A 15,237-nucleotide genomic window follows, 5' to 3' on the forward strand; every position below is an offset into this window, starting at 1 on the left:
AAATAACCGCACGATGATGCTTCATTGACGAAGTAATTGGCTTATTATATTTAGGTCTATTATTCCGTCGCTGCGCATAACCTGATATCGCAGCTGACAACATCCATTGTGGAGGTGTCAGTGTGAGCTGGCAGATGTTTAAATCTCAATATCTGGTGCGCTTTTGGGCACCATTGCCGGCGGTCATTGCCGCGGGTGTTCTCTCGACCTATTACTTTGGTTTAACCGGCACTTTTTGGGCGGTGACTGGCGAGTTCACGCGCTGGGGTGGTCACCTGATGCAGCTGTTTGGTGCACATCCACAAGAGTGGGGTTACTTTAAAGTTATCGGATTGGCAGGGACGCCGCTGGATCGTATTGATGGCATGATGATCATCGGCATGTTTGCTGGGTGTATCGCCGCCGCGCTCTGGGCCAACAACGTGAAGTTGCGAAAGCCCCAGCACGCTATTCGCATTGCGCAGGCCCTAATTGGCGGCATTATTGCCGGTTTTGGTGCGCGTTTGGCGATGGGGTGCAATCTGGCGGCCTTCTTCACCGGTATTCCACAGTTTTCGCTACACGCCTGGTTCTTTGCGCTGGCGACCGCCGTCGGTTCCTACTTTGGTGCTAAATTCACCCTGTTGCCGCTGTTTCGTATCCCGGTCAAATTACAAAAAGTGACGGCAGCCTCGCCGCTGACTCAGCATCCTGCCAGAGCGGCGCGCCGTTTTCGCCTCGGCATGGGGGTATTTGTTCTGGCGCTAAGCTGGTCACTGATTGAGTTATTCCGCCACCCAAAACTGGGCATTGCCATGTTGTGCGGCATCGGTTTTGGGCTGTTGATTGAGCGGGCGCAGATCTGCTTTACTTCCGCGTTTCGCGATCTGTGGATCACTGGCCGCACCCATATGGCAAAGGCCATTATTTTGGGCATGGCAGTGAGCGCCATCGGCATTTTCAGTTATGTCCAACTGGGGGTGGCACCGAAGATCTTATGGGCCGGGCCGAATGCGGTGCTTGGTGGCCTGCTATTTGGTTTTGGCATCGTATTGGCAGGGGGGTGCGAAACCGGCTGGATGTATCGCGCGGTGGAAGGGCAGATTCACTATTGGTGGGTGGGGCTGGGCAATATTATCGGTGCGACCCTTTTGGCCTACTATTGGGACGATTTCGCCCCTGCGCTGGCAACCCACTATGACAAAGTGAACCTGCTGGAAACCTTCGGCCCGGTGGGCGGATTGCTGCTCACTTACCTGATGCTCGCCGCCGCTTTCGCCGCCATGCTGTGGTGGGAAAAACGTTTCTTCCGTCAACAGAATGCCCGCAAACAAAACGTCGCCACCTCTGTTTCGGTCAAGGAGTCACTATGAGTCATTCACCTGATAAACCTATCGTGCCCGATTACCGTTTGGATATGGTGGGCGAACCCTGCCCCTACCCAGCGGTGGCGACGCTGGAAGCGATGCCACAACTGAAACTGGGTGAAATTCTGGAGGTGATCAGCGACTGCCCGCAATCCATCAATAACATTCCGCTGGATGCGCGAAATTACGGCTATACCGTGCTGGATATCCAGCAAGACGGCCCGACTATTCGCTATTTGATTCAGCGCTGAATACCGGAGTATAGCGCTCAACGTTGCACGTTAGCTCAATGCTTCACGTTATAAGCAATGGGCGCTATCAACTCAATCACCCCGTTTTTTAATAATTCGACAGGGGGGATGGGCAGAGGCTGGGCGCGTGAAATCAGCACCATGGCTTCGCGATCCAATATCTTGGCACCCGAGCTGGAAAACAGCTCGGCGGTTAACACTTTTCCTTGGTGATCAACCACAAAGCGGATCTGGCTAATCCCTTCCAGACGATAGCGCAATGCCTCGCGTGGGTATCGCTTATAGCGTGCAAGATGCGCCAGTACATCACTCTGCCACGAGGCTTTGCCACTTATGGCGGCGGAGGCTTCACTGGAGAATGTGGCGGCATTTTTCTGGCTCTCACCCGACAGTGGGGCGCTGGTGGTCGGCGCGGCTTTTTCAGCTACAACTGGCAACGGCGTGTCTGTCCGTGGTTTGACCGGGGTTATTTTCCTCTTCGGCACCACCTTTTCCGGCTTGATGGCATGGGTGCCATTGGGGGCGGCGGTTAGTTTGGGTAACTCTTCGGGCAGCTTCTCTGGCGCTGCCTCATCCGGTGCTGCCATATTTTGCTGTTGCCCGAGCGGCACATCGAGAGGGAGAGATTTTGCCTGCTGATAGAGTGTCAATTCGATCATCACTGCGGGGGGCAGCACCCCCTGTGGGGCCATTTTGGTGATCCAACCGAGCATAAACGCGGCGGCGAGCATATGCAGGCCGATACCCAGTAATAAGCTGATACTCCAACGTGTTTTGGGCCGCCCAAGGGGTAACCCCATTTTAATATTCTGGCTATTTTCTACTGTCGGCATAAGAGTGCCGCTGACTGCCATCAGGCAGAATAATGTCATTACAGACTCCGCAGGTAATGAGTGAGTTAAGTTTATTATATTGATTAATAACGTTTTAATTTCTTATTTGTGTTTACAATTACTCGCAGAGATATTTATTCCCCCGCAGATAATAAGCGACAGATTATACAAATCAATAATCATATTGATAGTTATTGTGATTATCATTTGCATTTGATCGGCGTTTTCGCTTATAACCGCCAGCCTTAGAAGTGTGAAGCCGTTGGGTATTCACCTCATATTTACTCACTGTTTTATTGCTCTTTTTCTTTATTGCTCTTTTTCACCAGCAAGATGTGAGCCACTGGATTGATGTACCTGATGCCACAGGTTTTTGCGTGACTGCCCGCACGCCGACAATCTGAGGCTGTACTCTCTAACGGATGCCTTCATGGATAAACCGCCATCAAACAAAGTGAGTCTGGCTTACCAGAGCACTTATGGTCAGTTGGTCAGCTTCTTTCGCAAAAGGCTGGATAATGCCAGTGACGCCACGGATCTGTCGCAAGATGTTTTTGCGTTGTGGCTAAAGCGGGCGAAAGAGACGCCAGTGGAGCATTCGCGGGCATTTCTCTTTAAGATTGCCCACCGCGTGTTGATTGATCATTGGCGAGCCGCGGGCAAGCAGCGCAGAGTGTTAGCGCAGAGCCATGAAGAGGTGTCACCGGAGCCGGAGATGGCACCGGCTGGCGCAGATCCGCAGCATGTGCTGGAGCAGCAGCAGCGGTTGAGCCGATTGGAAGAGGCGCTAAACAGCCTAAGTCCGCGCCGTCGCGAGGCTTTTTTGATGCATCGCTTTGATGGCCTATCGCAGATTGAGGTGGCGGAGAGAATGGGCATTTCTGTCAGTATGGTTGAAAAACATATCGCGGGCGCGTTACTGCATTGCAAGCGCCACGTTGCTGAACAGGGGGGTGGGCAACATGATGAGTGATAGTCGTGAAATCGATGAACAGGCGGCGCTGTGGTTCAGCCGCAGCCAGGCGCGGCGCTTAACCAATGAGGAGCAGAGGCAACTGGAAACCTGGCTGCAAAGCTCCCCCTCCCATGCCGAGGCTTTTCGCCAGATGCAGCAGCTGTGGGGTGATTGCGCATTGATTGCCCGCCCCGCCAGCGCCCCGCAACCCAAAAAGCACGCCAGCCGTTGGCGGCCCCTGCGCAGTTGTGCCGCCGGGCTATTTTTCCTGTTCGCCCTGCTGTTGCCAATGAGTCAACTGCCGCTGTTACTGACCAATGATATCCAGCTGCAAACCGCCAATAATAGCCGCGAAATCGTGCTGTCGGACGGCACCCGAGTCCATGTGAATCGCCATTCACAAATCCGTGTTCACTACGCGAAAGAGAACCGCCAGCTCTGGCTGGATCAGGGTGAAATCTACCTGCAAGTGGCCGCTAACAAAACCCGCCCCTTCTTGGTGTATGCCGGCGAGAGTCAGGTAAGGGTGGTGGGTACTGCATTTGAGGTGCGTTTTGAGGCGGGAGAAGTGGCGGTGGCCGTCAAACAAGGTATTGTCGCCATGACTGGCAGGCCGAATATGGCGGCAGTGATGCTACACGCCGGTGATCGTGCGCAACTGTTGCCAGAGAAAAAACGCCTGTTGCTCAGTCAGTTACCGGTCGCTGAGATTGGTGAGTGGCGTAGCGGGCAACTGCTGTTCCGTAACCGCCCCTTGGGTGAGTTGCTCGCTGAATTGCGGCGGTATCGGCCGGGTAACATTGAGCTTATTGACGCCAGTTTGGCGCAGTTACCGGTATCCGGTTCACTGGATTTGCATCACCCTGATGAGTTCCTCGACTCACTACCGCTGCTATTGGCCGTGAATGTGATTCATGACGCTAAAGGTAACGTGCTGATTTCACGCGGTTTAAATAAAAAGCAGTAAAAAGTAAAAAATAATTAAATTTATAGGTGAGGATAATTCTCATTATCACGTCTTCCCTGATGCTGGTGCTTATTGGCATGGCATTGACATTTCTTAGGGAAGAAATAGCGTGATGATAAAAAATAAGAATAAATATTCTGGGATAGCTGTTCTCTCGGCTCTGGCGCTGGCAACGCTAATGGTCACGCAGGGAGTCAAGGCGGCGGATTTGCAGCTCAATCTGGCCGCCCAGCCATTGGCGAATGCCATTGCCAATGTGGCTAAACAGGGCCAACTGCATGTTATCTTTGATGAATCTGAGTTGCGTCAACTGCGCGCGCCAGCCGTAAGCGGCAACTACAGCCCGCAAGCCGCCTTGCAGCAACTGCTGGCGGGCAGTGGGCTGGAGCTGATTGCCAGTGGCAAAGGGGTATGTGATTCGCCCGATGCTGGCGGCAGGTGTCAATGGGGGCAGCATGGTGCTGCCAATCACCTCGGTTATGGGCGAGGCTGGTGGTCGTGCCGCCGTGGATAACCTGATGTCAGCCCCGCAGCTGGTCACCTCCGAAGAGATCCGCCAGCGGCCGACCGGTAACGGCAATATCACCGAGCTACTGCGCACCAACCCCGCGGTTCAATTCTCCAATAGCGGCAACACCAGTCTGACGCAGGGCGAAATCAAACCCGGCGCTATCTCGATTCATGGCTCGTCGAGCTATCAAAACGCCTACAAACTGGATGGCGTCAGCTTCAATAATGACATCGATCCCGCCAGCGACGGCAACGGCGAAACCATTACCCGTGTCGACAGTGGCGATCAGGGGATGTACATCGACAGCCGTCTGATTGATAGCGTGAATGTGTTCGATAATAACATTCCAGTGGAGTATGGCGGTTTTACCGGCGGTACTGTGGATGTGACCAGCCGCCGCTGGCGTGGCGAGAACAGCGGGCATCTGTACTACCGCGAAACTCGCTCGGCGTGGAACAAGGTTTTCACTGATCCAGATATGCAGTTCGACAGTGCGAAAAACGACACCAGCCGCCCTGCGCGCTATCAGCCCAAGTACAATAAGCAAAGTTTTGGTGGCTGGTTTGAAGCTGGCATCACCGACAACATGGGCATCGTATTCTCCGCCTCACAGCGCCTCTCCGATATTCCAAGCTACACCTCCGGCGGCGACGGCTTGCAGTTAGGGCCGAATAATGAGCTGGAAGTGGTCTCCGCGACGCCGGGCTATCGTAGCCAGAAACGGGTGTCGGATAACTATTTTGCCAAGCTCTCCTGGGATGCCAACGAGCGCACTAGCGCCCATCTCTCCGCCAACTACTCGGCTTACACCAGCACACTCTTCTCCAGCAGCGTGATTAACTCCGGCTATGACAATGACCATAACGGCTTGAGCACCACGTTACAGTTGGAGCACCGTTTTGATATCGCCAGTCTGGACTTCACCGCCGGTTATCAGCAACTGACTGACGAACGCACCAATGATGTGAAAGATTTTTATACCCTGGAAGATTATGTCACCGATTGGCGTAATCCGCAGTTTTATAACAATGGCGGGCAGGGGGATTTGACCACCCGCCAGAACAGCGCCACGGCGAAAGGGGTGCTGCGCTTTAATGAGTTCACCGCATTGGGTCTGCAACACTCACCCAATCTTGGCTTTGAGTTCAACAAAACTGACGCCCGCTATACCCGTGATCGCGACTACTACCGCTACAAATTCAGTGGGTCAGCAGATGATGTTGCGTCACTGACCGAAGCCAGTTACATCACCCGTTTCCGCGCCGGTAACTATGAAGCGGGCTACATCAACTACGCGCTGTTTTTGGATGACAGTATGCAGTATGGCCGTCTGACGGTTCGCCCCGGCGTACGTTTGGATCGCGATGATTTTGTTCAGAAAACCAATATCGCACCGCGCCTAAGCAGTAGCCTCGATCTGTTTGGCACTGGCGATACCGTGCTGATAGCCGGGGCCAACCGCTATTATGGCCGCTCAATGCTGACCTACGCGTTGTACGAAGCGCAAAATGCGGGCATGGAACACTGCTACTACTTCTGCTCGCTGGACCCAGCAGAAAATGAGTGGGACGGGGTGAAAGATTTTGAAGGCATCGACAGCTTATCGACCCCTTATAACGATGAGCTGAGCTTCGCCCTTCAGCAGCAGGTGATGCAGAGCGTCTGGCGCTTGCAGTACGTACACCGCGAAGGTTACGACGAAGTGCGCAGCCGCACTAAATACCGCAATCCCAATAGTGCGGCCCAGGCCCGTATCCGCACCTTTGATAATGGTGGGCGCAGCAGCAACGACAGCGTTTCACTCTCGGTCAGCAACAGCAAACCTTGGGAGCTGGCCTCGACCACTCATGCCTTTACCGGCTCACTGAGCTGGCAGCAAAGTAAGAGCAATACCCCGAAAGATCAGGGCTATGCCTTCTTTGATCCGAACACCAAGTTGGACTCCGACAAAGTGTGGTACGACGGCAAAGTGATCAATGCCGCCGACCTGCCATCGACCAACTTTAACTCGCCATGGCGACTCAATCTGGAACTCACCAGTGAGTGGCAAGAGTACAACCTGACTTTCTATAACCTGTGGCAATGGCGCAGTTCGCGCAGTCAGGCGGTGCGCTATCAGAATGAGTATTACACCGACATCAACAGCGGCACGCAGATGCTGAAATATGAGAAAACGCACTTTGCCAGCAACTTTATCTGGGACAGTAAAGTGACCTGGCAGCCCGATTTTGCTTATGGCGTCGGGATCTCAGTTGAGGTGAATAACCTGCAGAATAAACGCAATGTGGCCGACACCTTTGTGTATGGCGACCGCGTGCTGCACTCCTATGATCCGGGCCGCCAATTCTGGCTGCAACTGAGTTACGACCTCTAACCTATTGATAAAACAGTGACCTAAACCATCGGGTTGCCCAGATGGCGGCCCGATACTTTTTGTTCTGACGATGCGGAACACATGCTCGCAGTTTATTTATGAAGCCCATTTATTTATGAAAGTAATTTATTGATGAAAACACTGAGACAATTCTATTATCTTGCCAGGCCGTTTTGGGGCATTCGTTCAGCACTGCTGGCCTGGCTGTTGCTGCTGGTGGTGCTGGCGCTGAGCCTCTCTTCGGTTTGGTTTAATGTGCAACTTAACCAGTGGAATGGCGAGTTTTACAATGCATTGCAGCAATTGAATAGTCAGGCGCTGTATCGTTTGCTGCAACACTTTATCCTGCTGGTCAGCGCCCTGATTCTGGTGGTGGTGTTTGCGGATTACCTGAAACAGCGGCTCATCATGCGCTGGCGGACGGGCATGACCGAGCATATTCTGGCGCGCTGGCTGTCCCATAAAGGCCAGCATTATGCATTGAAAATCAATGCACTGGTGCCGGATAACCCCGACCAGCGCATTGCCGAAGATGTCCGACTGCTGATTGAGTCCAGCCTGCGCTTGCTCATCACTTTCCTGCACTCCTTGCTCACCCTGATTTCATTCGCCACCATCTTATGGCAACTCTCCGGCAGCATCAGCTTCTCGCTGGCTCAGCACAGTTTCACGTTGCCCGGCTATATGTTCTGGGTCTGCATCCTCTACACCCTGATTGGCATTGGCCTGACGCACTGGATTGGTTATCCGCTGCGCCAGCTGAATATGGATCGTCAGCGGCGTGAGGCGGATTACCGCAGCGGGCTGATTGCCCGTCGTGAAGCCAGTGATGCCATCGCCGGACAGCGGGGCGAGCAACATGAGCGCGGGGCGCTGTTGCAGTATTTCCGCGCTGTGGCCGAGAACTGGTATCAACTGATCCGCTACGAAAAAAACCTCTCATTCTTCACTGTCGGCTATCAGCAACTCAGTGCGCTGGCGCCGATTTTCTTTGCGCTGCCGAAGTTTCTGGCGGGTGAATTGCTGCTGGGCGGATTGATGCAGATCCGCCAATCCTTCGCGCAGGTGGCGGGGGCCTTGGGCTGGTTTATTTTCTCCTATCGAGAAATTGCCGCGTGGCAGGCCACGGTGACCCGCTTATACAACTTTGTGGTGCTGCTGGATGCCGAACCGACCAGCCCGGTGGCGAGTGCGCCGGAGGGGGAGTTACCACTGCGGGCCACACTGGATCTGCACACCGCCGATGGTGCGCTGCTACTGAGCAATATTCGGATCACTGCCGCCGCGGGCAGCCTGACCCTGATTCAGGGGCGCTCGGGAATTGGCAAATCCACCTTGCTGCGCACCCTGAGCGGCCACTGGCCCCATTATCAGGGCCGAATTCAGCGCAGTGACAGTGTGAGTTGGCTCCCCCAGCGCCTCTATCTGCCCCATGAGCGGCTGGACGATCTGCTCGCCTATCCGGCGCAGCGCAGTGATTTCAGCACCGAACAACTCCAGCAGGCGCTGGCGCAGGTCGGTTTGCCGCAACTGAACTACCAGTTGGCCCTCTCCACTGACTGGCAGCAGCGCTTATCGGGCGGCGAGCAGCAGCGGCTGATGTTTGCCCGCTTATTGCTGAATAAACCACGGCTGATTTTACTGGACGAAACCACCTCGGCACTGGATGCCGCCAGCGCCTGCCAGCTATTGCGTTTACTGCGCCAACAACTGCCTGACAGCGCAGTGCTGCTGGTGAGCCACCAAAATTTTCTGGCTGAGGTCGCCGACCATCAATACCGCCTCGATGATTTATCCGATGCGATTCAAGGAGTTGCTACAGCATGCTTAACCGATTAGTACGAATCCACGCCCTTTGCCGCTTGTTGGCGTGGGTGATGTTGGCGTGGGGTCTGCCCGCGTCTGCGGCTGAGACGTCATCGACGCAGGAGCAAAAACTGCCGATGCGGGCTGATCTCCAGCACCTCACGCTGGACAATGGCTTGCAGTTATACCTGCTGCCGCGTGACCAACCCGGCGTGGAGTTGCGCCTGCTGGTCAATAGCGGCTCGCTACAAGAGAGCGAACAGCAGCGCGGACTGGCGCATTTTGTCGAGCATATGGCCTTCAAAGGCACGACACACTTCCCCGGCACCAGCAGCTTTAAATCGCTGGAGAAACAGGGGATTACACTGGGGAGCCATGTCAATGCTGTCACCAGTCTGAATGCCACCACCTATAAGCTGTCACTGCCGAATGCCGATGAAAAACAGCTCACCTTGGGGCTGCGGATTTTAGCCGATTGGGCGCAGGGTATCAGTTTTGAACCGACGGCATTTGATAAAGAGCGGCAGGTGATTGTCGAGGAGTGGCGCTTACGTCAGGGGGTGGGGTTCCGCATCAATCAAGCGCTAGAGCGCTTGCGTTATCACGGCAGCCGCTATGGCGAACGTGATCCTATTGGTTTGCTGGATGTGGTGCGGCAAGCGCCGGTCAGTGAGGCGGTCAACTATTATCAGCAATGGTATCAACCGCAACGGATGGCCTTGGTGGTGGTGGGGCGGTTTGATGCGGACAGTTTGCGCCAGCAGATCAACAGGTTATTTGCGATGCCCGCCCCTCAACAGCCCGCGCGCGATGATGCCCACTGGCAGAGTTTTACCCCACAATCGGGCTTACTGCTCAGCACGGTATTTGATGCTGAACAGGGGACGCGCATTATTCAACTCGCGCTCCAACGTGATCTGGCGGTCCCGCTAAACAGTGCTAATGGGCAGTGGCGCGACCTGCTTGATACCCTGTGGCTGACCATTTTTAACCAGCGGTTATCATTGCTGGTGGATAACGATCTGTTATCGATAGCGAGCATCAATCAACAAGGCGCACTGCTGGATAACCGCCGCATTCAGCACCTGATGATTGCCCGACCACAAGGCAACGACTATAACGGCACCCTGCGCCAGCTATTCACCGAGCTGCAACGGATGGCGACCACGCCGGTGAGTGACGCCGAGTTGAAGGCGGCGCGTCAGCAAATTCTAACGAAACTGAGCCAGCAGGCCGCCGGAGAGAGCCGCTATCAGCATGATTATTTGGCGGATAATCTCACCACCGCCATTGAATTTGATCTGCCGATGCTCAACAAACAGCAGCAATTGGCGATGACTCAAAGCTGGCTTGAGGCGATTGGCCCACAACATGTTCAGGCGCAAGTGGCTGAATTACTGGAGAAAGGATCGGCCCGTTTGGCGCTGATTGGCCCTGACAGTGATCAATCGCAGGTGGATAAAAAGCAGCTGGCGGCGATGTGGAGCAGTATCCGTCAGAGTGCGCCGGGGGCATTCACCCTGAAACCGAAACCTGTCACTCTGACGGTGACGCCGCCGACTGCCGGTAAAGTGGTGCAGCGCCAGACCTTGCCGATCCCCGATACCCAGCTCTGGAGCTTGAGCAATGGCATTCGGGTGATTATCAAAGCCAATAACCGCCTAAAAGATGATGTGCAGCTATCACTGCGCATCCCCGGCGGGCGCTCACTGGAGGAGGATAAGCAGATCGGCGAAGTGAACTGGGCGATGCGACTACCCGAAGTGAGTGGTTACGGCCAGTACAACCCGCGTCAGTTGGCACAGTTAGCCAAGCAAGCCGAGGTGGCGATCGCGCCTTATGATGAGATGTTGTTCCATGGTTTGCGCGGCTCGGCACCGGCTGACAAGCTGGAGCTGCTGCTGCAACTGCTCTACCTAAAAATTACTGCCCCTCAGTTTGCCGCAGATAAACTTACGCAGCAAAAACAGTCATTTGCGCTAGGGGTAGAGAAACAGCCGGTCGAGCGCCGCTTCCTCGATAGCATCACTGAGGTGGGCTATCAACATGGCGAACGGCTGCTGGTCACGGCGACGGGGCCGTGGCGTGATTTTACGGTGACAGGGCTTGAACAGCGCCACCGCCAGCTGTTTGCTGCCACGCAGGATATGACGGTGACACTTAGTGGTGCGCTGGATGAGAAACGCCTTCAGCCGCTGGTAGAGAAGTGGTTGGGCGGCCTGCCACGCAGTGAGCAGCGCTTGCACTGGCGCGATTTGGCGATCAAGCCGCTGAATCAGGCGATGAGCCACGACTATCCGCTGGCGAGCAGCCCGAAAACCATGGTCAGTATGCAGTTCTCGGCCGAGGCGCAATGGTCGCAGCCGAATCAGTTGGCGCTGCAGCTGTTGGATAAAGTCGTCACCTTGCGGCTACGTTATGCCATGCGCGAGCAGGCCAGCGGCATCTATACTTTGGGCTTCTCACAACTGCTGGCAAAACTGCCGCAGCCTTACTATCTGGCGCGACTCAACTTCACGTCAGCCCCTGAAAGGGCGCAGGAGATGGCGCAGATGGCGCAAAAAGTTTTGCAGCAAATCGCCGCTGAGGGCGTCACGCCATCGGAGCTGGAGAAGGCGAAAAAAGCGTGGTGGATTGAGCAGGACGCCAGCCGTACCAGTGCCAGCTATTGGACTGATGCGCTGGCACAGGTCGCCAGTGATGACGGCAACTTTGCGCTGTTGGCACAAGAGGAGTCGCAGTTGAAGGCGGTCACTCTCCAGCAGATCAATGAGCTAGCTGCGCAATGGTTGGGGCGTAATCCGAAAGTCTTTAGTTTGAGCCCGGCGAAAACCTAACTTTCTCCACCATGGGAGCAGTTAAAACCCATAACGTTCATCTATAGAAGAGGCGGGACATCTTAAGGTTTTTAAAGTGGCCTTAATAATAAGGGAGTGGAGTATTCCGAAAAATGGATATGTTTCACCCTCGCTAATAAGGGTATAAGAATGTATTGAATTTTCCCCTTGACTTAAAATGTCCTACTTTTATTGCTAACGAGTTAATCAATGTTATCTGTTATATGTAAATTACCCTGGCTCTTGCCTTTGGTACTATTAGTGGCTTGCCAGCAGCCAGTGAATAAAACGATTCGACCTACCGCTCAGCAGCAAATCAAACAATTATCAGCATTGGTTGCCGGGGCGCATTATCTACAGAAAAATTGTCAGCGGATGGAAGTACCTGATGAGGAGGTGCTGGTAAAAACAGCGCTGAATCTGGCGGTTTCCCGCCATTGGGACATCAGCGTACCCGCTTATAAATTGCTTGAAGAGCAGAGTCAGCAACGCTATCAGGCGCTGGTGAAAGAGAACGATGCAGAAAAGCCCTTGTGCACAGAGCTTAACTTATTGATGGTTGATTTTGTCAATGAGGCTCAGCGCAACATCGGGTGATGCTGCGCTGTTACCCTGCTAACGGTAGCACTGGAGAAATAGCATTTACTAACCGCTAGTTCGCCGTCGCTGCGGCTCTATTGGTCGCGACCGCCAGCGAGACGCCCGCCGCCCGCAATCGGGTTAATATACTGAATAATAAGGCACTTTTTGTATCACTCACCATACGTGGACTCGGCACCAGACCCGTCACACTGAGCACAATGCCGTCAGGGCTTAATTGGCTAAATTTCACCGAGGGTGCCGGTGTCGTGAGTATTGATTCGTGCTCTTCATAGGCTTCTATCAGCAACGCCTGTGCCAGTTCCACATCCAAATCCAGCGGGAAGGTCAGCGCGATGGTCACCACCCCTTGGGCATTGGCCATGGTGGCATTGCGCACATTTTGCGAAATCAATTGGGAGTTGGGCACGATAACCGTCGAGCGGTCACTGAGCTGGATTTCAGTAGCGCGAACATTGATACGGCGAATATCACCCTCCACCCCACTGATACTGATCAAATCCCCCACCTTAACCGGCCGCTCAGTCAGCAAAATAATCCCGGAAATAAAGTTCTTCACGATCTCCTGCAAACCAAAACCGATACCTACCGATAGCGCACTAACAATCCAAGCTAACTTATTCCATTGGATGCCGAGCACCGATAATGTCAGCAGAATCACCAGCACGTAGCCAATATTACTGAATAGCGTGACCGCTGAGGTTTTTATGCCGTTATCCATCTGGGTTTTGGGCAGGAAATCATTATTTAGCCAGCGGCGTGCCGCTTTTAAGATATATAGCCCGACAAGCAGACAAATAGCGGCATTTAGTAAGTTGGTGGGAACAATATTTAATTTTTCCAACCCTTCGCCACTTAACAACTCCATGGCTTTTTGCAGCAATGAAATCGGGGTGGTAGAGCCAAAGGTGCCGTTGAGCAGGGCGATGATCGCCAGCAATATCAGGAGCACTTTGCTGGTGGCGGATAATAATGTCGCGGCTTGCGCTAAATGGCGATCATCAATATTCAGTGATTGCTTAATGGCTTTACCGGCGCTGCTGGTGGGGGAAAAGAGGCTTTCCGCTGAATCAACGAACAGGTGGACTAATAAATATAAGCAGGCAAGAACCAGACAACTCCACACCAGTTTGTAGCTTAAGAATTTTGCGAGCGCGATATAACCGACCAACAGTGACAATAATATGGCGATAGCCGTAATACCAATGGCGAAATGAATCAGCCCCGCTAAGGTGGAGTAAGCTTCCGGTTTTTCGCCATTGATAATCAGATTACGGCGCACCCGATTGGCCCGTAACGGAATAATCGCCGCAGTGAGTGCCATTAACAGAGCCGAGATGCCATTGCCAAAAATAGCCCCGGAGACGCTGATATTGATCATGTTATTCATCTGATCAATCGCGCCAAAAATCATGATGCAGCTGGCTAAGAGCGGCGGGAACAGCTTCAGTGAGACGGCAACTTCATCGGCAATGGCGGGTAAACGCCATGAGGGGCGCTGGTTGGATAAAAATGCTCGCCCCAGACCCGCGACTAATGCCGAGAAGAACATCAACTGAACAAAAGCCAGCGAAAAATCCATCACTACCTGTGATACATCCGGCGTGCGGGTAAAGGCCTGCGTAATGCATTGTGCCATCGTCACCGTAATCAGCACGGTCGATAAGGTGGTAGCTGACGCCATAAAACTGCGGCGTAGCGGGCCTTGCGGCAGGCATTTGGTACAGAACCATGCGGTCAGGAGATCGAGGGATTTAAAACCAAATACGCCGATCAGCAGTGTCAGCAGCAGGTACATTGAGGTACCAAGCCGCCATTCGGGTTCCCACGCAGCACTCCAGGCATCGCCAAGTTCTTGCATAAAATCTTTTAAGCGTTGGTCATCATCGCTATTCGGATTGACAATCGGCGCCCAGAAATTGGCCCCCAGAATGCTGCCGGAATTTAGGGCGATTTGTGATTTTAGGGCGGTACGCCGTAACGAGGTAATCTGGGTGGCCAGGTTCTCGGCATTAGTTTTAATCGCCTGAGCCTGATCATTCTGCCCCTCTAACTGGACTTTCCGAGTATTCAGTACCCGCCGCTGTTGGGCCACCACCGAGGTCTCTGCTAATGCACCGGCAACTGGGGGCGGGCCTAACACATCCAGTTGCGCTTGCAGTTGTTCCCGCTTGGGTTTCAGATCGGCGAGCAGTATATCGGCATCACGAACCAGCGCTAATGCGGTTTCATTTAGCACACTGAGCTGATTGTCGGAGGCGCTGACAGAGATGCTCTGTTTCAGTTTATCGAGCTGTTTTTGCAAGCTAATTAGCTGCACCGACACCGCCGGTTTAGCCGGCTCTTCACTGCTGTCAGATGTGGCATCTGCGGCTGTGGCGGCAAAGGCTACTCCGGCTGTAGAGGTAAAAACCAGCACCAGCAGCAGACAGATCAGCGCAGAGTATTGACGCGAAACAACGTACCCAATCTTTTTCATAAAACCGGTTAGCCTGAAAGTGAGTGCCACGATTATCCCAAGAATTTAGTGTAGACCCAGGGTCTGGCGGCCATTGTGGCATACACCACCTATTCCTGAATAATCTTACTCTGATAATTACGCACTCAAATCAAATGATAAAGATAATAATTCTCATTGTAATTATCGATTCTATTTAATAGATTGTCCGCTGCACTGATGGACCCCACGATATGTGGCGCGCAAGCAAGGGTATTTGCGATGCGGAAATAGCAATGGAAGCTAATTAATAACCCTCT

At 53.5% G+C, this 15,237-nt stretch carries 9 protein-coding genes and 1 pseudogene; 8 read left to right on the forward strand and 2 right to left on the reverse strand.

What is annotated here, in order from left to right:
- Positions 1-122 precede the first annotated feature (122 nt).
- Together yedE and yedF are read left to right on the forward strand one after the other, a co-directional pair.
- The gene (gene yedE / locus HRK25_RS07945; protein ID WP_005276673.1) at positions 123-1,352 is read left to right on the forward strand and encodes a selenium metabolism membrane protein YedE/FdhT; all 1,230 of its coding nucleotides are present in this window, start codon (positions 123-125) and stop codon (positions 1,350-1,352) included.
- Positions 1,349-1,597 (forward strand): sulfurtransferase-like selenium metabolism protein YedF, encoded by a 249-nt coding sequence (gene yedF / locus HRK25_RS07950; RefSeq protein WP_032898369.1) that lies wholly within the window; start codon positions 1,349-1,351, stop codon positions 1,595-1,597. Before yedE ends, yedF begins: the two co-directional genes overlap by 4 nt.
- Before the next feature lie 35 nt (positions 1,598-1,632).
- Here yedF and HRK25_RS07955 read toward each other — a convergent pair whose 3' ends face one another.
- Positions 1,633-2,397, reverse strand: coding sequence for an energy transducer TonB (locus HRK25_RS07955; RefSeq protein ID WP_049602935.1), 765 nt, complete (start codon positions 2,395-2,397; stop codon positions 1,633-1,635).
- A 463-nt stretch (positions 2,398-2,860) separates the two neighbouring features.
- Here HRK25_RS07955 and HRK25_RS07960 point away from each other — a divergent pair, with 463 nt between their 5' ends.
- The 6 genes and pseudogenes from HRK25_RS07960 to gspS all read left to right on the forward strand — a co-directional run bounded on the left by HRK25_RS07960 (position 2,861) and on the right by gspS (position 12,477).
- Positions 2,861-3,403, forward strand: a complete 543-nt coding sequence (locus HRK25_RS07960) for an RNA polymerase sigma factor (RefSeq protein WP_005276669.1) — start codon at positions 2,861-2,863, stop codon at positions 3,401-3,403.
- Positions 3,393-4,352, forward strand: a complete 960-nt coding sequence (locus HRK25_RS07965; RefSeq protein WP_032898368.1) for a FecR family protein — start codon at positions 3,393-3,395, stop codon at positions 4,350-4,352. Before HRK25_RS07960 ends, HRK25_RS07965 begins: the two co-directional genes overlap by 11 nt.
- 112 nt (positions 4,353-4,464) lie before the next feature.
- Positions 4,465-7,237: pseudogene (locus HRK25_RS07970) on the forward strand (secretin and TonB N-terminal domain-containing protein).
- A gap of 132 nt (positions 7,238-7,369) precedes the next feature.
- Positions 7,370-9,076, forward strand: a complete 1,707-nt coding sequence (locus HRK25_RS07975) for an ABC transporter ATP-binding protein/permease (protein WP_005276663.1) — start codon at positions 7,370-7,372, stop codon at positions 9,074-9,076.
- Positions 9,061-11,880 (forward strand): M16 family metallopeptidase, encoded by a 2,820-nt coding sequence (locus HRK25_RS07980; protein WP_032898367.1) that lies wholly within the window; start codon positions 9,061-9,063, stop codon positions 11,878-11,880. Before HRK25_RS07975 ends, HRK25_RS07980 begins: the two co-directional genes overlap by 16 nt.
- Before the next feature lie 210 nt (positions 11,881-12,090).
- Positions 12,091-12,477, forward strand: coding sequence for a type II secretion system pilot lipoprotein GspS (gspS, locus tag HRK25_RS07985; RefSeq protein ID WP_032898366.1), 387 nt, complete (start codon positions 12,091-12,093; stop codon positions 12,475-12,477).
- 55 nt (positions 12,478-12,532) lie between these two features.
- Here gspS and HRK25_RS07990 read toward each other — a convergent pair whose 3' ends face one another.
- Positions 12,533-14,989 (reverse strand): DUF3772 domain-containing protein, encoded by a 2,457-nt coding sequence (locus HRK25_RS07990; protein WP_161598533.1) that lies wholly within the window; start codon positions 14,987-14,989, stop codon positions 12,533-12,535.
- Positions 14,990-15,237: the final 248 nt, after the last annotated feature.

This window comes from Yersinia bercovieri ATCC 43970 (assembly GCF_013282745.1).
GTDB lineage: Bacteria > Pseudomonadota > Gammaproteobacteria > Enterobacterales > Enterobacteriaceae > Yersinia > Yersinia bercovieri.

Coding starts and splice junctions, on each gene's coding strand:
- HRK25_RS07960 (WP_005276669.1), top strand. CDS start 2,861: ATGGATAAACCGCCATCAAACAAAGTGAGTCTGGCTTACCAGAGCACT.
- HRK25_RS07975 (WP_005276663.1), top strand. CDS start 7,370: ATGAAAACACTGAGACAATTCTATTATCTTGCCAGGCCGTTTTGGGGC.
- yedF (WP_032898369.1), top strand. CDS start 1,349: ATGAGTCATTCACCTGATAAACCTATCGTGCCCGATTACCGTTTGGAT.
- HRK25_RS07965 (WP_032898368.1), top strand. CDS start 3,393: ATGATGAGTGATAGTCGTGAAATCGATGAACAGGCGGCGCTGTGGTTC.
- HRK25_RS07980 (WP_032898367.1), top strand. CDS start 9,061: ATGCTTAACCGATTAGTACGAATCCACGCCCTTTGCCGCTTGTTGGCG.
- HRK25_RS07955 (WP_049602935.1), bottom strand. CDS start 2,397: ATGGGGTTACCCCTTGGGCGGCCCAAAACACGTTGGAGTATCAGCTTA.
- gspS (WP_032898366.1), top strand. CDS start 12,091: ATGTTATCTGTTATATGTAAATTACCCTGGCTCTTGCCTTTGGTACTA.